The sequence below is a fragment of the Citrobacter sp. C13 genome (genome assembly GCF_014596815.2).
GTDB classification, from domain to species: Bacteria; Pseudomonadota; Gammaproteobacteria; order Enterobacterales; family Enterobacteriaceae; genus Citrobacter; species Citrobacter portucalensis.
Genome location: NZ_CP115024.1, coordinates 1,788,343 through 1,805,869, shown reverse-complemented (window position 1 = coordinate 1,805,869; position 17,527 = coordinate 1,788,343). Strand labels below are relative to the sequence as shown.

Genomic DNA, 17,527 nt, shown 5'->3' with positions numbered 1-17,527 from the left:
AGTTACCTCGCGATATTCAGCGCCTTGCGCAATATAAACGGACACACAATTAAAAACGCGTATTCCGGACTAAATACTGAACCTGTAAAAAACAGGGACAACGGCGTAAAAAGATAAAGCTGCACCCGATAATTCTGATTATCGCCAAACGCATTAACCATCATTTTCATGACCTTCCCCATGTACCATAGGGCTAATATCACCGCGAACCATGAAAAATAAATAATCAGCAGATACAAACCATTGTCTATTGTTTTACCGACATCTGCACCGTTAAAAATTCCGAATGACGCGACGTATTCATAAAGTGAGCCAAATCTCACTACGCCATCAACATTCAGTAATGAATAACCGACCATCACCAATGGTCCTACGATACGATAATACGATGACGAACCTTCAGTTCCTAAATCACCAAGCCGCGTTGCGATGTACGGAAAAGCAAATATCACCCCAACTAAAAACACGCTTAATGAGATTATCGCCAGCGGTAGCTTCTTTTTTATCGCATCCTTATTCAGGTACTGGAATGCCCACTCCAGGAGATAAAACAAAATAAACGTCATTACCCCTGAAAAAGATCCTGATAATATTACCCCTGCCAGAATCATAGCATCGGACTTAGGTGTTTTGATACCAAACTGTTTGATACTGAGCCAAATTGAGATTAACGCCAGAGCGAAGAATGCCGGTTCGAAATAGAGTGCGGTGGTACGTTTCCCACCAAACTTAATAAAGTTCAGAACATAGCTGTTACTGTAAATAAGATATTTCGAAATAACTTCCATTAAACTGCTGCCGCCGCTGAGAATTATCTGTGCCATTTCAACCGCAGCTAACCCCACCACCAGCCCCACCACCAGCCAGAAAAAACGCAAAATCTTAATATAGTTATGCGGTGAAATGGTTTTGAAGCGAATACTCCACACCATGCCAATAATCACCACGGTATAAACAAACAGCATCGCTGACGTTACGTACTTGCTGGCATCCAGTGATTGACCGAACAGGTAGTTAAACGCCGTCAGCCCGCCCCCCACGCCCAGTGCGATCATTAATTTTTTGATATTGATGCGCTCGACAAACAGCAATAGCAGAACGGGCAAGAACGTGACGATGGTTATCGGGAAGCTCTCGCCAAGCTGGGCAAGTTTGACGTTAACCAGCAGATAAAGCAGCGGTAGCACCAGATAGCTACAGATTCTGATAGAACGAGACATATTCCTCCAGCATCTGTTGCCCACTGTATGCCACCCGACTGCGCTGGCTGAACGCGGTAAGGGACGTGTCAAATACCGCCTGCGCAATGTCTGATTTTTTCAGCTGCACCAGCTGCAATACATCCGCTTCGCTGAACGTTTTGCCGCCTGATTTAGCCAGCACTTCCTGCGCGGCATCGCTGTGTGTAGCAATTACCGGTACGCCGATGGAAAGTGCTTCGCACAGAATCAGCGGGTAGTTATCGACACGGGAGCTGAACACCAGTCCATCCATCTGGTTAAGCGCACTCATCAACGTGCGCTTATCGCTCTCAAAACCGTGGTTGATGACGTTATCTCCCGCAAATGGAGAAAATTTGCCGAAGGTATGCAGCTCAATTTTGTCCCCAAGCGCGGCAATCGCTCGCACCAGTTGTTGACTGGTTTTGCCGTCATAGCGCAGGTCATGAGCCACCACGGCAATTTTCGGCCGACCGCTCTCCGCAGGCATCGCGGGCAGTTCGCCAAGAATGGCTTCAGTTGCCACATCAATGCCATTATTGATAATACGGCAGCGTCCCACGCCATACAGGCTGTTGAATGCGTCGGCCACATGTTGACTGGGCGAGATAAACTGGCAACCCAGCGCCAGCATGGCGCGAAACATCTGCCGCTTACCGGGCAGCTGCTGATGGGCTTTATCGATTTTTACCGGCGGATAGTTGCTGAGCGTTGGGCATTTCTGGCAGCCCGTTTTCCAGCCTTCGCAGCCATCGGTAAAGGCACAGCGCCCGGTCACGCTCCAGTGATCGTGCAGCGTCCAGACGAAGGTGATATCCGGTTTATGCGCCTTCACTTTTTGGCAAAAGGAGACCACCTCTTCCAGGTTCAACCAGTAGCTGTGCAACACATGAAAATGCAGTACCAGCGGGCCGTTAGTGCGGGTAACCGTGCGATATAGCTTGTCGAGATTGCCGAACATGTCGCGGTTCGCGAAACGAAACAACGCAATGTTCGCCGCCGACGTCAGGCGCGGCGTATATTTGATAACCTGCGGGTATTTCGCATGACTGACACTTTTTTTACCGCCTTTGCCATAGCCATAGACAAACCGTGACGACAGCCCTTTTTCCAGCGACCTCAGATGCAAATCTAACGCCACGCCTGCCGCCCCACCTTCTGCGAGTCGCACATTAAACTGTAATATCTTCATTTTATTACCTTCACCCGTGCCTTCTCGCCCACGACCAGCGTATTGGCCGGAACGCTATCCACCACGACGCTCCCGGCGCCAATCGTCACGTTATCGCCAATAGCAACGTCGCCAAGCAGAGTGACATTGGCCCCCAGCTCAACGCTGTTACCGATGACCGGGCAGGACAAATCGTTGGTGCCAAGATTGCCGATGGTAACGCCGTGGCGTAGGGTAAAATCATCCCCCGCCACCACGTGTTTATTGATAACCACCCCATAACCATGATGGATGGTGAAACGACGACCGATTGATGCAGCAGCCTGAATTTCATAGCCAAACAGGCATTCGGTAATAAGGCGGTACATCACCAGCACCGGGGCGGCCCACAGGTTGTTTAAGATGTTTTTTTTACGCCAGACGGAGCAAAAATGGGCAATCCGATAGGCCGCCACCATACAGCAGGGGCGCAGACTCCAGCCGTTCGCGCGTAAATCTTCCAGCATAATTAGCGTCCTCGCAGTCCGTCGGCCAGACGCTTACTGTTGCGAACAGAAAGCAGCGTCAGCAGCGTGCGCCAGTTCATCCGTTTGTTGCGGATCTGATATAGGGTAAACAGCTGATATTTCTTGCTGGCCCGGTCAAATTTGCCTTTGTGCTTGCGGTAAAACTGAAAGTAGCCGGAGAATTTATTCGGCGATGAGGTAATACGCATCTCGCCGTGATTGACATGCAGGATCTGCGTCGCCTCTTTGACCTTCCACGGTTTGCCATACGCCACCACCATGCGCAGAAAGATGTCGTAATCCTGCGCCGCTTTCAGCGTGGTATCGAACAGGCATGCTTTAAACCGCCATGCCCAGGTAAATACCTGATTACCAATGATGTTGCGCTTATAAAACCTGCGACGTGAATAAACGGACTTCGGATAGAGCGGCAGACTGGTCGGCTGCGAATACACTTCGCCCTCACAGACATAGTCATTGGCATACAGAAACGCCCGCGTGACCAGATGATGGCGATAGTTGAGAAATACGCTCAGGCGGTTCGGCGTCCATTCATCATCATCATCAATCCCCGTAATGTATTGCCCGTTGGCCTGCATAATGGCCTGATTACGCACCGCGCAGGCCCCGGAGTTGGTGGAATTATGCGTATACGACACACGCGGATCGTTGAGTTCCTCAACAAACTGCTGCAACTGCTCATATGAGGAGGAGCAATCATCCACAATGATCATCTCCCAGTGAGGGTAGTCCTGGCGCAGCACCGATTTAATCGCCCTAATGGCCAGCTGCTGGCGGTTCCAGGTTGGCATATAAATTGAAATTAGCGGGTTTTCTGTGGTCATTTTCGTTTCCAAAAAAAGTTGCCTGATGGCGCTACGCTTATCAGGCCTACATTCGATATGCGTTGCTGTGAGTTATTTCGAATCCGACGTGTATTCGTATTCGTAGTAGCCGTAATCCTGATACCCGCTGGCGCGGCGGAAGATAGAGTTGAGGATCACCCCTTTCACCTGAATGCCGTTTTGTTCGAAGCGACTCAGGCTGGTTTCCACCTCTTTCAGCGTATTGACCGCATAACGCGCTACCATCAGCGTGGTTCCGACGTGGCGCCCCACGATAGCCGCATCGGTCACCGCCAGAATTGGTGGGGTGTCGATCAGTACCAGGTCATAGTTCGCGCTGGCCCAGGCAATCAGTTCGCCAAAGCGCTCGCTCATCAACAGCTCGGAAGGATTGGGCGGAATTTGACCACGAGGGATCAGATCAAAATGCGGAATCGATGTCGGTTTGGCGCTGGATGAAATATCCCCCTTGCCGATGAGGATCTCAGACAGGCCGTTGACGTTATTGGTCCCCAGCAGTTCGTGGGTATAGCCTTTGCGCATGTCGCAGTCGATCAACAGCACGCGTTTGTTGGTCTGACTAATGACTGCCGCGAGGTTGGCGCAGACAAATGTTTTGCCAATCGACGGGCTGACGCCGGTCAGCATTAATACGTTGTTACGCGCCTGCATCATGGCAAAATGCAGGCTAGTACGCAGACTACGGACCGCTTCTATCGCGAGATCGGTTGGATTCCCCACGGCCAGCAGTTGGCTTTGCTTGTAGCGTTTCACACCTTTAATGGTCTGAACGTTATCACGTGCTTTTTGCCATTCAGACAGCGGAATACTGGCATACACGCTGATACCATGCTCTTCCAGCGCCTGTGGGCTTTCAATACCGCGATTAAACAGAGAACGCAGCAGTACGCCCACCACGGAAAGCATCAATCCAAGAATGATACTGCCGAGAATAATCAGCGCCGTTTTCGGCTTCAGTACGCCTGGCTGGGCAATCGCGGGATCGACAATGCGCACATCGCCGACTGTACTGGCCTCGGTAATCTTCAGTTCCTGTTGTTTGTTCAGCAACTGCATATAGACCTGCTGACCGGACTCCACATCACGCGTCAGGCGAACAATTTCCTGCTGCGTTTTCGGCATTGCCGTTACGCGCCCGTTCAGCTTACTTTTCTCATCTTCCAGCGCCTGGCGTTTTTCCAGCAGCGTGCGGTACGCCGAATGCGCTTTGGTGAACAGCTTGGAAATCTCCGCTTCTTTAAAGGTCAGTTCATTCAGCTGAGCGTCAATGTTCACCATCGAATCCAGCACCGCTTTGGCTTCCAGCGGCAAATCCACGGAATCTTTATCCTGACGGAAGGCGTTCAGCTTGTTTTCAGCAACGTCCAGTCGATTACGCACTTCGGGTAACTGCTTTGCCAGAAACGCCAGACTTTTGGCGGCCTCTTCGGATTTACGTTCCACGTTTTGTTGCAGATAGTTGCGGGTAATACTGTCGAGGATCTGGCGGATTTGCTCGCGGTCTTCGCCGGTAAAGGTCAGGCTTAATACGCCGGTATCTTTGCCTGTTTCCGCCACCATCAGATTATTTTGCAGGGTGTTTATCATGCCCAGCGTGGAGAATTTACTGACGGTAAATTGGCTCTCCGGGCTGGCATGAATCGCCTCAACCAGCATCGTCACGCCATCGTGTTCCAGCACCTTGCCGACTTGCCCCCGGGCGCTAAAACCCCCGTCACTCACCAGTTGATAGCTTGTGTCATTCAGCACATTGAGCGTGAAGGTCTGTTCATTCATTGCCTTTGGCAGCGTGAAGGTGGTCACGTTAACCGTTTCGTTCTGACGGCCCATCAGCCGGTCCCAGCCCGCGCCAAAAATGGGGAACGTATCTTTGGTTACGGCGATATCGAGGTTGAGATCGTCTACCGTTTTCCCTAATACCAGTCGTGACTGAATGAGCTGAATTTCCGCTTCCGAGGCCGGAGGTTTGTTCGACAACGCCGAGCCAATATCCTGCACCAGTGAATTTCCGGTATTTTGCTCAATTTGCACCAGCGCGTCCGCACTGTAGATGGGTGTGGCGAACAGCGTGTAGACCGCGGCGCACAATGCAAAAGCCGCGGTAATGCCAAGTACCCACCAGCGGGCTTCCACCACCGTTGCGACCAGACGGCCAATATCGATTTCATCATTGCCCGTTACCGGCGCAGCAGACTGTTTTACTTTTTCTGTCATTGTTTTCCCTGCTCTGCGTTCAGTGCCTGAGCCCATTGGCGGGCAGACCGTTCAAGTAATGCGTACACCGCGTCAAACGCATCACGGCTTTTACGATACGGATCGGGAATTTCGCGCTCGCTATCCCAGTGACCAAAAAGCATCACTTTGCCGCGCATCTCCGGCACCATTTCACACAGGGCAGAGATATGGCGCTTTTCCATGGTCAGGATCAGGTCATACTCCCGGCACATTCGTCCCGTGATCTGCCGGGCACAATGATTATCCAGGGACAGGTTGTGCGCCTGCGCCACGCTAATAGCGCACGGATCCGCGCCTTTCCCCACCAACGCCCCAAGACCGGCAGAAGAGACCGTCAATGCCGGGTGAAATTGCCTTAACAAGCGCTCTGCCGTCGGGGAACGGCAAATGTTCCCCACACAGACAACTAAGATTTTGTTAAACATGATGATTACCAGTTGTGAAGGTCGCTGGCCGTGTCCGTCATATAGCGAACACCGCTAATAGTCGGCAGCAACTGATTGATCAAACGGTTCCAGCGAGCAACCGGCGCGGTAGTGACGTACACCACATCGTATGGCTGAAGTCGGAATGATGTTGCCATCACCAGCGACGTCGCATCGGACATATCAAGCTGATAGATATTGGCGATCTTGCCGTTGTTCCCGCCCTCGCCTTTCAATGGTCGAATAACGAAAATGCCGCTGGCGTTGGAGGTGGTCAGGTCAATACCTTCGGCATTGCCCAGCGCTTCGGTAAGCGTCATGCCGCTGAAGTCCATTTTGAGGGTGCTCTGTTTTTTCACTTCCCCCATGACGAAGACTTTCAGATCGTCATTACGCGGAACAAACAGAATGTCGCCAGGATAGAGCAGACGGTTCTGGCTCAGGTCGCCATTTTGCATCAGCGCTTGCAGTGAAATACGTTGCTCCTGCCCTTTATGAGTCAGCACAACGTTGCGCCAGTCTGCTGCCTCGGTGAGACCACCAGCGGCGTTAATGGCATCGAGAACGGTAAGCGGCACGTTGGTGATGGCCTGCTGGCCGGATTTGTTCACCTGCCCGGAGACATAGGCCTTCTGCGAGCGGAAAGCGGCGATATTAACGTCCACCTGCGGGTCAGCAATGTACTTCGCTAAGCGCCCGGTAATATCACTACGAATCTCTGCCAACGTTTTCCCTACCACGCTGACTTTGCCGATGTAGGGGTAAAACATGGTGCCATCAGGCTGCACCCAGTTGCCGGTATCGCTTGAGCTACGGTACTGCCCGGCTGGCGTGGTGAGTTCAGGATGGTCCCAGACGGTCACATTCAGGACATCCCCCGGGCCGACCCGGTACTGATATCCGGAAATCTCCTGGTCCAGCGACATATTAGGCTGTGCAACATTTGGTCGAGGACGTAATTGTTCGACCAGCCGTGGCGTGAGTGGATAAACATTCACCATGCGATCGATATCAAAATCAGCGTCCTGCTGTTTAATCACATCTTTGCCCATCGTAGACATATTGCTGCCCGGAAGCACGGTACAACCGTTTATCAAGATCACCGATACCAATACTGGCATCAATTTAAGTTTGGATTTCATCATTGATTATTTATCACTTTGGCAGAGTATTTATCACATGCAATCTAAATAGCGACTTCGCCTGTACGTATTTACCTTGCCGTTAATTGAAATGGAATTTAACTGGCATCAGTCCTAAAAAAATGTATTCATCTGCGGTCTCTTGACAGAATAATTTAGGCTTGTTTCAGGCTTCCAGACACGCTACCGCCCCTGGCTTCACTAGCTACCAATGCACTGATTAATTTAGATTTTTATCTTCTCCTTTATTTTCATCACTTTTACAGCGTTAACGCATCGGGAATGGCGTCACTGATTGATGAGGAAATATTTATCTTTTGATTATTACCGCAAGAATTGTTGCAGCTATGCGAATATCAGGCAAGATAACAAACCGCCGATACCCGGCTTTTAAGATTAATATTAAGCGTCGGGTTTATATATTTTTAGGATTTTATTGATATTGACAATATTGATATAGAAATATTCTACCTGCGATATTTCCTAAATATGTTTAGATTAATAAAATCATTTCCTGTAGTTACATTAAGGCTATTATCCTGCGTTTGTTCTGATATAACCGACAGAGAAATCCCTTCTCGCCATTGCATTTTTCGCCAGTTTTACCCATGATCGAATTGTGACAATTGTCATACAACTATGGGTATAGCATTTACTATGGAATGGATTGCCGATCCGTCAATCTGGGCCGGACTGGTCACGTTAATCGTGATCGAACTTGTTCTTGGCATTGATAATCTTGTTTTTATTGCCATCCTCGCGGAGAAATTGCCTCCTGCCCAGCGGGATAAGGCGCGTATTACCGGGCTACTGCTGGCGATGGTTATGCGCCTGCTGCTGCTGGCATCAATATCCTGGCTGGTAACGCTGACCACGCCGCTGTTCAGCATTCGCGATCTCAGCTTCAGCGCCCGCGATCTGATCATGCTGTTCGGTGGTTTCTTCCTGCTGTTTAAAGCCACTATGGAGCTCAACGAACGGCTGGAAGGGAAAGACAGCGATAACCCCACCCAGCGTAAAGGCGCTAAGTTCTGGGGGGTGGTCGCACAGATCGTGGTGCTGGACGCCATCTTCTCTCTGGATTCCGTCATTACCGCTGTTGGCATGGTCGATCACCTGGCGGTGATGATGGCGGCAGTCATTATTGCCATCAGCCTGATGTTGCTGGCCAGCAAGTCGCTGACGCGCTTTGTTAACAGCCATCCAACTATTGTTATTCTGTGTCTGAGCTTCCTGCTGATGATTGGTTTCAGTCTGGTGGCCGAAGGGTTTGGTTTCCATATCCCGAAAGGTTACCTGTACGCGGCCATCGGCTTCTCGGTCATGATCGAAGCATTGAACCAGTTGGCTATCTTTAACCGTCGTCGCTTCCTCTCAGCCAACCATACTCTGCGCCAGCGCACCGCCGAGGCGGTAATGCGACTGCTGAGCGGGCAAAAAGAAGATGCTGAACTGGATGCCGAAACCGTGGCGATGCTGGCGGATCATCATGAAGGTCAAATTTTTGCGCCTCAGGAGCGGCGGATGATTGAACGTGTGCTGAACTTCAATCAGCGTACCGTCAGCAGTATCATGACCTCGCGCCACGATATTGAACATATCGACCTCAATGCGCCCGAAGCAGAAATCCGCGCCTTACTGGAAAAAAACCAGCATACGCGTCTGGTGGTCACTGGCGAAGACGAGCAGGAGGAACTGCTGGGCGTGGTGCATGTCATCGATTTGCTGCAACAGTCTCTGCGCGGCGAGCCGCTCGACCTGCGCGTATTGATTCGCCAGCCGCTGGTGTTCCCAGAAACTCTGCCGCTGCTTCCTGCGCTTGAGCAGTTCCGTAATGCCCGCACGCATTTCGCGTTTGTAGCCGATGAATTTGGTTCCGTCGAAGGGATTGTGACGCTGAGTGATGTGATGGAAACCATCGCCGGCAATCTGCCAAACGAGGTAGAGGAAATCGACGCCCGCCATGATATTCAGAAAAACGCCGATGGTTCGTGGACCGCTAACGGACATATGCCGCTGGAAGACCTGGTGCAGTACGTCCCTATCCCGTTAGACGAAAAGCGTGAGTATCACACCATTGCCGGGCTGTTAATGGAGTATTTGCAGCGCATCCCGAAAACCGGGGAGGAAGTTCAGGTTGGCGACTATCGGCTAAAAACCCTGCAGGTGGAAAATCATCGCGTGCAAAAGGTCCAGCTGATACCGCTACACGGTGAAGAAGAGATGGATTACGAGGTGTAAGTCACGAGCCGGATGGGGCATTAGCCACCATCCGGCAATATGAATCAGAGCTTATCCAGCAACTTTTTAACATCTTTGCCGTTGCGGGAATCTTTATTGCGATCTGCCCAGTCATTCAGACGACGTTTTGCTTCATCCTGCAGATGCTTACGCAAAAGCTGATCAACTTGCAGACTGTAGTTCAGTGATTGCCACTGGCCATAGACCCTGAGAGGAACCGGGGTGGCCTTCAGGAAATTGATCAACTGACTTTCGCCATCCCAACCGCCCAGCACGCGAATGTTAAACAGCGTGTCGCAATTCTGCTTCACCAGATCTAACGTTCCTTTGCCGGTTAGCGCCAACATCGCGGACTCCCCTGCCATGTTATCCAGCGTCACCTCTCCGTTATCCAGCGTCATATCGGTTACAAAATGATCCAACCGGGTCACGTTATCGAGGTTTTGCTGAGATTTAACATCCCCACCGCTGCGTTCTACAGCCTGTTGAATCATCTGCTGGAAGTTCATCCCTTCCATTCGCGTATCGTTCATTTCGACATGAGCCTGCCCTTGCCAGCTATGGCGAAACGCCTGGGCATCAATATCTGAGCCGGAAAAATCCCCTGCCAGCGACAGCTTGCCGGTGAGTGCGATGGGGTAATCAAAGGCCTTCAAAATAGTGCCAATTTCCACACCTTCCAGGCGCGGATGAAAGACCGCTCGCGGTTCTCCCTTTCTGGCATCCAGCGTGCCGGGCAGTGAGATCAGCCCGCCATCACTTTTTCCCTGCAACTGCGCAATGTTCAGTAAGCCGAACCGGTTGTCTATTTTTGCCGAGACATTCTCAAACGCCATTTTCCGCCACTGCACTTTGTCAGCCTGCAAAGCGATGTCGGCCGAAAAGCCTTTGAGTCCCTGATACGAAACGGCATCAACCTGGGAAGCAATGACGGGGCGCACCAGCGTTGGCTGACTCTGACCTTGCTGAACGTCACCGTTTGCTGTCGCCGCTGCGTCATGTTGTACGAGCAGGTTATCCAGATTGAGCTGGCCAAATTTTAGGTCGACGGCCCATTCCGGTTTTTCCAACAAGGCCACATGCGCTTGCCCAGAGAAAGAAGAGTCATTAGCGGTCAAATTTATCTGGCTAAACGAAAGCTGTTTTTTCTCTTCCAGCCATTGCGCCTGAAGATGTCCCTGACCGTTGATTCCCTGCGGCGGCAGATCGGCCCCCTGCAGTTGCCAGCTTAACTGCGCAATATTCGCAGATAAGTTGTGCGGATAATCGGAGGCATCGACCGTACCGTTAAAGGATAACGCGAGATCGCGCTGATCGCGGTTCACACGCCCGGAAAAATCAAACGTGCCGCGGTGCTGGCTATCTTGTTCCATCTCCAGACGAATATCACGAACGGTAACTTGTTCGTCGTCTTCATGCTGGAATACCAGAACACTGTCGGCAACCCGCAAACGGGCGATATCAAACGACCACCCTTTGTCTTCCGCCAGATCGGGCAACATATTGTCTTTTGGGGCAACGGGCGCATCTTTAGCGCGCACCGCCTCAGTTTTCGGGGTCAGTTGAATCACTGCGCCTTTGAGCATCACCTGCTTCACGCTGAGCTGGTGGCTCAACAGCGGCCACAATGCAACATCGAGACGCATATTATCGGCACGAACCAGGGGTTCGCTGGCGCCTTCAGCCGTTAACATCACTCGCCCTGAGAGGATACTCAGTTGCGGCCATACGTGCCAACGCAGGGGGCCATCCAACTGCAGCTGATACCCGCTACGTGCGGCAACCTGCTTGACCATATACGCGCGGAAATCATTCGGATTCACCAACAGTACTAACGCAGAAAAGCCGGCCACCAGCACGACCAGAAGAATCATCAGCGTCGTCAGAAATCGTCTCATGCTATCCCCAATGGACTGATAAACACTCAGTCTTTATCGATCCGGCTGGCAACGGCGCCCTGCTGGTCGCGATACTTCGCATCCTGACGACGGTTGTATGGTCGCGCTGCCGGACCAGAAAGCGGTTCGAAACTTAACGCGCCAATCGGCATGCCCGGACGCAAAGCCAGGGGTAATTTTCCGGAGTTGTAAAACTCCAGTACGATACAGCCAGACCAGCCCGGATCGATACGGTGTGCGGTGACGTGTACCATCAGTCCCAGACGAGCCAGCGAAGAACGGCCATCTAACCAACCGACGAGATCGGAAGGCAGCGTCACAGATTCAAATGTTACTGCCAGCGCAAGCTCACCCGGATGCAAGAAGAATGCCTCGCCGTCCTTGAGGACGATTTCATCACTCATCACGCGATCCAGCGCGGCGCTGACTTCATCTTTCGGTCCGCTCAAATCGATATACGCCGCTGTATGACCGCGGAACGTACGGAATTTGTTGCCAAGACGCACATCTACCGTGGCGCCATTGATTCGCTCGACAGGAGGGCGTGGAGTGATCGACAGGCGACCTTCATCCAACCAGGCTTCAATATCTCGGTCACATAAACGCATGGCACTTTCTCCTTTCGTGCTTCAAACCCTTAATGCCAGGTGCGTTAAGGGTGAACCAGGTTATCACTGAACGGTACACAATTCGCTGAACTTATTCAAAGAACTGACTGATTTTAGCCTTCAGAATATCGATGGCGATGCGGTTTTTACCCCCGCGCGGCACAATGATGTCGGCGTATTGTTTTGAAGGCTCAATAAATTGCAGGAACATTGGGCGGACGGTTTTCTGGTATTGCGCCATCACCGAATCCATTGAACGACCACGTTCATTCACATCGCGCTTGATACGGCGCATCAGACAAATATCCAGCGGCGTATCAACAAAAATAGAAAAGTTCATCTCATCGCGCAAACGCGCATCCGTCAGCAGCAAAATGCCTTCCAGGATGATGACTTTCTTCGGTTCGATATGAATAGTGTCTTGCGTACGCGTGTGCTCAACATAGCTATAAACCGGCAGCTCAATGGCAGAGCCGCGTTTCAGCGTTTGCAGATGTTGAAACAGCAGGCTGTGGTCCATCGCGTTCGGATGGTCGTAGTTGGTTTTTACGCGTTCTTCCATCGACAGATGGCTTTGATCTTTGTAATAGCTGTCTTCGGGAATAACGCCAATATGTTCGTCACCGACTTGTTCACGCAATTCGCGATAAAGAGTACTGGCAATAAGGCTCTTGCCGGAAGCCGATGCGCCGGCAATGCCGATAATGACGCACTGATGGGACTGATCAGTCATAAATTTAGCGACCTGATTAACCTGGATGTAAGGAAGGGCGGCGCCGAAACGCCAAACGCGGCAATTATAGGGATTTCAGCGGCGCGATGCCACCCCAGGCTGCACCAATGCTGTCCCTGTCGCAAATTAAAATGGTCAGATTTAGAACAGCCGCTATATTTATTCACCTGCCTTAGGAATTAATAGCTTGGGAGTGTTAATTTATGAGCAGCTGGCGTATAAATTGTAAATTGTTTGTACTAGCATAATCCCAGATTAAATGTGATGCGTTCGGCATCTCTGCTGGGCGACAACGGCTATTTGGGTAGAGTGGTAATGAGTAAACAATCCCAACATGTTTTAGTTACCTTACCCCATCCTCTACTGCGCCTGGCCAGTTTAGGTCTGGTGGCTTTCATCTTTACGTTGTTTTCGCTGGAACTGTCACGTTACGGCGCACAGCTTGCACCGCTGTGGTTTCCAACCTCTATCATGATGGTGGCTTTTTACCGTCACGCGGGAAAGATGTGGCCAGGGATCGCGCTGGCTTGCTCATTCGGTAGCATCGGTGCCTCTTTACTTTTTTTCCCCGGACAGTCGCTTAATTTCTCCTATACGGTCATTAACATTATTGAGGCTGTTGTTGGCGCAATGTTATTGCGTAAACTGCTGCCCTGGTACAATCCCTTACAAAATTTGAATGACTGGGCGCGCCTGGCATTTGGTAGCGCGGTTGTTCCGCCACTGTTGGGCGGCATATTGATGTGGTTGTTGCTGCCGAAGGACACGTCATTAAATACCTTTCTCATTTGGGTACTGTCAGAATCCATTGGCGCACTGGCGTTGGTGCCGTTAGGTTTACTGTTTAAACCACATTACCTGTTGCGCCATCGCGACCCGCGATTATTGCTTGAGACCCTGATTACCCTGCTGGTGACCTTAACGCTCAGTTGGCTGTCCATGATGTACATTCCATGGCCATTTACCTGCGTTATTGTCCTGCTGATGTGGAGCGCTGTCCGTCTGCCGCGTATGGAGGCGTTTTTAATATTCCTCAGCACCGTGATGATGGTTTCGCTGATGCTGGCTGCCGACCCTTCGCTGCTTTACACCCCGAAACCGAACATGATGACGGACATCCCCTGGTTGCCGTTTTTGATGATCCTGTTGCCCGCTAATATGATGACCATGGTGATGTACGCGTTTCGAGCCGAACGCAAGCACATTTCAGAAAGCGAGTCACGCTTTCGTAACGCCATGGAATATTCCGCGATTGGCATGGCTTTAGTCGGTACCGAGGGGCAATGGTTACAGGCCAATAAAGCCTTGTGCCAGTTTCTGGGCTATAGCCAGGAGGAGTTACGTTCACTGACCTTCCAGCAATTGACCTGGCCGGAAGATTTGAACAACGACATTGAACAGCTGAACATGCTGGCACGCGGAGAGATTAATAGCTATTCCATGGAAAAACGCTATTACACCCGCGCAGGCGACGTCGTCTGGGCGTTGCTGGCGGTTTCGTTAGTGCGTCATAGCGACAATACCCCACTCTACTTTATTGCGCAGGTTGAGGACATTAACGACCTGAAGCATACCGAATGGATCAACAAACGGTTGATGGAGCGCATCACCCTCGCCAATGAAGCCGGGGGGATTGGGATTTGGGAATGGGAACTCCAGCCTGACGTGATCAGCTGGGATAAACGGATGTTCGATCTCTACGAAGTTCCTGCACATATCAAGCCCAGTTGGCAGGTCTGGTATGAGTGCGTTGTACCCGAAGATCGCGAGTACGCCGAAAATGTGATTCGTGATTCTCTGGCAGCACGGGCTCCGTTTAAGCTTGAGTTTCGTATCGCGGTGAAAGATGGCATTCGCCATATCCGTTCGTTGGCCAACCGAGTGCTGAATAAAGACGGTGAGGTTGAACGCTTACTTGGTATCAATATGGATATGACCGAAGTGAAGCAGCTTAACGAAGCGCTGTATCAGGAAAAAGAGCGCCTGCACATTACGCTGGATTCAATCGGCGAAGCGGTGATTTGTATTGATGTCGATATGAACGTGACCTTTATGAATCCGGTCGCTGAGAAAATGAGCGGCTGGCAGCAGGACAGTGCCATCGGCATTCCGCTATTGACGGTACTACATATTACTTTTGGCGAGAACGGTCCGCTGATGGAAAATATCTACAGTGCTGACATGTCGCGTACGGCAATCGAACAGGAAGTGGTCCTGCATTGCCGTAACGGCAACAGTTATGACATTCAGTACAGCATCACGTCTCTCAGCACCCTCGACGGCGGCAGCATTGGCTCAGTGTTGGTTATTCAGGACGTCACAGAGTCACGGAAGATGCTCCGCCAGCTTAGCTACAGCGCCTCGCATGATGACCTGACGCAGTTGGCAAACCGGGTCAGTTTCGAAAACCATCTAAAACAATTGCTGCATTCGGTACACGATACGCACCAGCGTCATGTGCTGGTTTTTATCGATTTGGATCGTTTTAAAGCGGTGAACGACAGCGCGGGTCATGCCGCTGGCGATGCCCTGCTGCGTGAACTCTCAGCGCTTATGCTCAGCATGTTGCGATCCAGCGATATGCTGGCGCGCCTGGGCGGCGACGAGTTTGGTCTGTTGCTACCGGATTGTAATATCGAAAGCGCCCGCTTTATTTCAGGTCGCGTCATCAGCGCCATTAATGATTACCACTTCATGTGGGAAGGCCGCTTACACCGTATTGGCGCCAGCGCAGGGATTACGCTCATTGATGAGAAAAACCATGTCGCGACCGATGTGATGTCTCAGGCCGATATTGCCTGTTATGCGGCGAAAAACAGTGGGCGTGGACGCGTCTGCGTTTATGAACCGCAGCAAAGCCAGGGTCATGCCGCGCGTAGTCAACTGACATTGGATGAGCAAAGACACACCATTATGCACAACCCAATGCTGATGATCGCCAGAGGTGTGGCTTCCCCGCGTATACCGGAGACGTTTAGCTTCTGGCTTCTCTCGCTTCGCTTAGGCACCGCTGAAGGTGAAGCCATTGAGGAGCAAGCCTTCCGCGCCGGGCTGGTCGATCCCGCGTTAAGCAAGGCGCTTGACCGTCGGGTATTTAGCGAGTTCTTCCAGAATGCTGCCCCAGCCGTCGCCAACAAGGGTCTCAGTATTGCCCTGCCCCTTTCCGCCGCCGGCCTGCTCAACACAGAACTTATCGATGAGCTGCTGGAGCACTTGCAACACAGTCCACTACCGCCGCGATTGCTGCATCTGACCGTTCCGGCAAGCGTCATCAAAACCAACCCAACGCAGGCGATATCCGCCCTGCATCGACTGCGTCAGTACGGTTGTCGAATTGTGTTAAGTCAGGTTGGTCGCGATTTAGAGCTTTTTGACAACCTGAAATATCACATTGTCGATTACCTGTTGCTCGACAGCGAGCTAAGTGCCAGCGCTCCCGGCAACCTGATCGACGAAATGTGGGTGTCCATTATCCAGGGTCATGCCCAGCGCCTGGACATAAAAACTATCGCCGGCCCGGTGCAGTTGCCACTCATCATGGATACGCTTTCTGGCATCGGTATTGATATGATTTATGGCGATATTATTGCCGACGCCCAACCGCTGGATCTGCTACTGAATACCAGTAATTTCGCCATCAACTGACGGCTGCCAGCCATCCGTATACCAGATATGCAACAGCGCATAGGAGCGCCAGGGTTTCCAGCGCTCTGCATACCGTCGGATCTGGGCCGGTGTCATGCCGGGAAAACGCTGCTTAATCAGATAATCATCCGGCAGAAAAACGTCCTTCGCCTGCCAGCCGCGCAGTGCAAAGTAGTTGGCGGTCCAGCGTCCTATCCCGGGAAACGTTTGTAGCTGCTTAACGCCTTGTTCGATATCGGTAGGGGCTGTTGTCGCGAGCGCTCCCTCAAGCATTGCGCGAGCCAGATGAATCAACGCTTCAGCGCGTTTGAGCGGCATTCCTAACGCTTTCAGGTGCAGCGGATCGGCATTGGCAAGCGCTTCCGGCGTAGGAAAACACACATACTCGGGTGCATCCTCCAGCGCTTCCCCGTAAGCATGCGCCACTTTCGCCGTCAGTTTCGCGGCCATCAATACGCTGACTAACTGCCCTAAAATCGCCCGCACCCCTTGCTCAAACGCATCGACACATCCCGGTAGGCGCAGTCCAGGACGCGCCGCACCGAGGCTACCCAGCGCGGCGATAATTTGCTGCGGGCAACAGCCAAGATCGAACAAGCGCGTTATTTTTGCCAGGCACTCGGAAGCTACCGGCTGTAACCCTGTGCTCAATGTCACGTGTAGCACGTTGGCGTGCAGATCCGGGACAACGCGCACCAGACCACGATGTCCCCCTACGGACAGGCTTCTGACATAATCCAGCTTTCCTACGGTTTCGACACCTTCAACCGCACGGGCGGCAAGAAACCCCAGCATCCAGGGCCAGTCATAAGGCGGTTGCCAGCTCAGCGTGAACAT

The 17,527-nt window shown here is 51.7% G+C and carries 13 protein-coding genes; 2 read left to right on the top strand and 11 right to left on the bottom strand.

Annotated features, from left to right (window positions below):
- Positions 1-2: 2 nt before the first annotated feature.
- The 7 genes from wcaD to IB222_RS08390 all read right to left on the bottom strand — a co-directional run bounded on the left by wcaD (position 3) and on the right by IB222_RS08390 (position 7,568).
- Positions 3-1,220, bottom strand: coding sequence for a colanic acid polymerase WcaD (gene wcaD, locus IB222_RS08420; RefSeq protein ID WP_148361775.1), 1,218 nt, complete (start codon positions 1,218-1,220; stop codon positions 3-5).
- Positions 1,195-2,412 carry a colanic acid biosynthesis glycosyltransferase WcaC gene (wcaC, locus tag IB222_RS08415; RefSeq protein WP_148361774.1) on the bottom strand — a complete coding sequence of 406 codons (1,218 nt, stop codon included), beginning with the start codon at positions 2,410-2,412 and terminating at the stop codon, positions 1,195-1,197. Before wcaC ends, wcaD begins: the two co-directional genes overlap by 26 nt.
- Entirely contained in the window at positions 2,409-2,897 is a 489-nt protein-coding gene (gene wcaB / locus IB222_RS08410; RefSeq protein WP_048240725.1) for a colanic acid biosynthesis acetyltransferase WcaB, read from the bottom strand. The genes wcaC and wcaB overlap by 4 nt, the downstream gene beginning before the upstream one ends.
- A gap of 2 nt (positions 2,898-2,899) precedes the next feature.
- Complete coding sequence (wcaA, locus tag IB222_RS08405) at positions 2,900-3,742, bottom strand: colanic acid biosynthesis glycosyltransferase WcaA (RefSeq protein ID WP_003036760.1); 843 nt, start codon at positions 3,740-3,742, stop codon at positions 2,900-2,902.
- 72 nt (positions 3,743-3,814) lie between these two features.
- The gene (wzc, locus tag IB222_RS08400; protein WP_149384330.1) at positions 3,815-5,977 is read right to left on the bottom strand and encodes a tyrosine-protein kinase Wzc; all 2,163 of its coding nucleotides are present in this window, start codon (positions 5,975-5,977) and stop codon (positions 3,815-3,817) included.
- Positions 5,974-6,423, bottom strand: coding sequence for a low molecular weight protein-tyrosine-phosphatase Wzb (gene wzb, locus IB222_RS08395; RefSeq protein ID WP_148361772.1), 450 nt, complete (start codon positions 6,421-6,423; stop codon positions 5,974-5,976). The genes wzc and wzb overlap by 4 nt, the downstream gene beginning before the upstream one ends.
- Before the next feature lie 5 nt (positions 6,424-6,428).
- Positions 6,429-7,568, bottom strand: coding sequence for a polysaccharide export protein (locus IB222_RS08390; protein ID WP_003834266.1), 1,140 nt, complete (start codon positions 7,566-7,568; stop codon positions 6,429-6,431).
- A 654-nt stretch (positions 7,569-8,222) separates the two neighbouring features.
- Here IB222_RS08390 and IB222_RS08385 point away from each other — a divergent pair.
- Complete coding sequence (locus IB222_RS08385; RefSeq protein WP_149384331.1) at positions 8,223-9,806, top strand: TerC family protein; 1,584 nt, start codon at positions 8,223-8,225, stop codon at positions 9,804-9,806.
- 44 nt (positions 9,807-9,850) lie between these two features.
- On the opposite strand, the gene asmA is transcribed toward IB222_RS08385, so the two are convergent.
- The 3 genes from asmA to udk form a co-directional block, all read right to left on the bottom strand.
- Positions 9,851-11,704 (bottom strand): outer membrane assembly protein AsmA, encoded by a 1,854-nt coding sequence (asmA, locus tag IB222_RS08380; RefSeq protein ID WP_149384332.1) that lies wholly within the window; start codon positions 11,702-11,704, stop codon positions 9,851-9,853.
- Positions 11,705-11,730: 26 nt separating this feature from the next.
- Positions 11,731-12,312, bottom strand: coding sequence for a dCTP deaminase (gene dcd, locus IB222_RS08375; protein WP_003834269.1), 582 nt, complete (start codon positions 12,310-12,312; stop codon positions 11,731-11,733).
- 91 nt (positions 12,313-12,403) lie between these two features.
- Entirely contained in the window at positions 12,404-13,045 is a 642-nt protein-coding gene (gene udk / locus IB222_RS08370) for a uridine kinase (protein ID WP_003036776.1), read from the bottom strand.
- 315 nt (positions 13,046-13,360) lie between these two features.
- On the opposite strand from udk, the gene IB222_RS08365 reads away from it, so the two are divergent.
- Entirely contained in the window at positions 13,361-16,690 is a 3,330-nt protein-coding gene (locus IB222_RS08365) for a diguanylate cyclase (RefSeq protein ID WP_149281538.1), read from the top strand.
- Here the strand turns inward: IB222_RS08365 and alkA are convergent.
- Positions 16,658-17,527 (bottom strand): DNA-3-methyladenine glycosylase 2, encoded by an 870-nt coding sequence (alkA, locus tag IB222_RS08360; protein WP_003834271.1) that lies wholly within the window; start codon positions 17,525-17,527, stop codon positions 16,658-16,660. The genes IB222_RS08365 and alkA overlap by 33 nt on opposite strands.

What these genes read in the sequence shown, in the direction of transcription:
- IB222_RS08365 (WP_149281538.1), top strand. Translation starts at nt 13,361, where the DNA reads ATGAGTAAACAATCCCAACATGTTTTAGTTACCTTACCCCATCCTCTA.
- wcaC (WP_148361774.1), bottom strand. Translation starts at nt 2,412, where the DNA reads ATGAAGATATTACAGTTTAATGTGCGACTCGCAGAAGGTGGGGCGGCA.
- dcd (WP_003834269.1), bottom strand. Translation starts at nt 12,312, where the DNA reads ATGCGTTTATGTGACCGAGATATTGAAGCCTGGTTGGATGAAGGTCGC.
- wcaA (WP_003036760.1), bottom strand. Translation starts at nt 3,742, where the DNA reads ATGACCACAGAAAACCCGCTAATTTCAATTTATATGCCAACCTGGAAC.
- udk (WP_003036776.1), bottom strand. Translation starts at nt 13,045, where the DNA reads ATGACTGATCAGTCCCATCAGTGCGTCATTATCGGCATTGCCGGCGCA.
- wcaD (WP_148361775.1), bottom strand. Translation starts at nt 1,220, where the DNA reads ATGTCTCGTTCTATCAGAATCTGTAGCTATCTGGTGCTACCGCTGCTT.
- IB222_RS08385 (WP_149384331.1), top strand. Translation starts at nt 8,223, where the DNA reads ATGGAATGGATTGCCGATCCGTCAATCTGGGCCGGACTGGTCACGTTA.
- wzc (WP_149384330.1), bottom strand. Translation starts at nt 5,977, where the DNA reads ATGACAGAAAAAGTAAAACAGTCTGCTGCGCCGGTAACGGGCAATGAT.
- wcaB (WP_048240725.1), bottom strand. Translation starts at nt 2,897, where the DNA reads ATGCTGGAAGATTTACGCGCGAACGGCTGGAGTCTGCGCCCCTGCTGT.
- asmA (WP_149384332.1), bottom strand. Translation starts at nt 11,704, where the DNA reads ATGAGACGATTTCTGACGACGCTGATGATTCTTCTGGTCGTGCTGGTG.
- IB222_RS08390 (WP_003834266.1), bottom strand. Translation starts at nt 7,568, where the DNA reads ATGATGAAATCCAAACTTAAATTGATGCCAGTATTGGTATCGGTGATC.
- alkA (WP_003834271.1), bottom strand. Translation starts at nt 17,527, where the DNA reads ATGTTCACGCTGAGCTGGCAACCGCCTTATGACTGGCCCTGGATGCTG.
- wzb (WP_148361772.1), bottom strand. Translation starts at nt 6,423, where the DNA reads ATGTTTAACAAAATCTTAGTTGTCTGTGTGGGGAACATTTGCCGTTCC.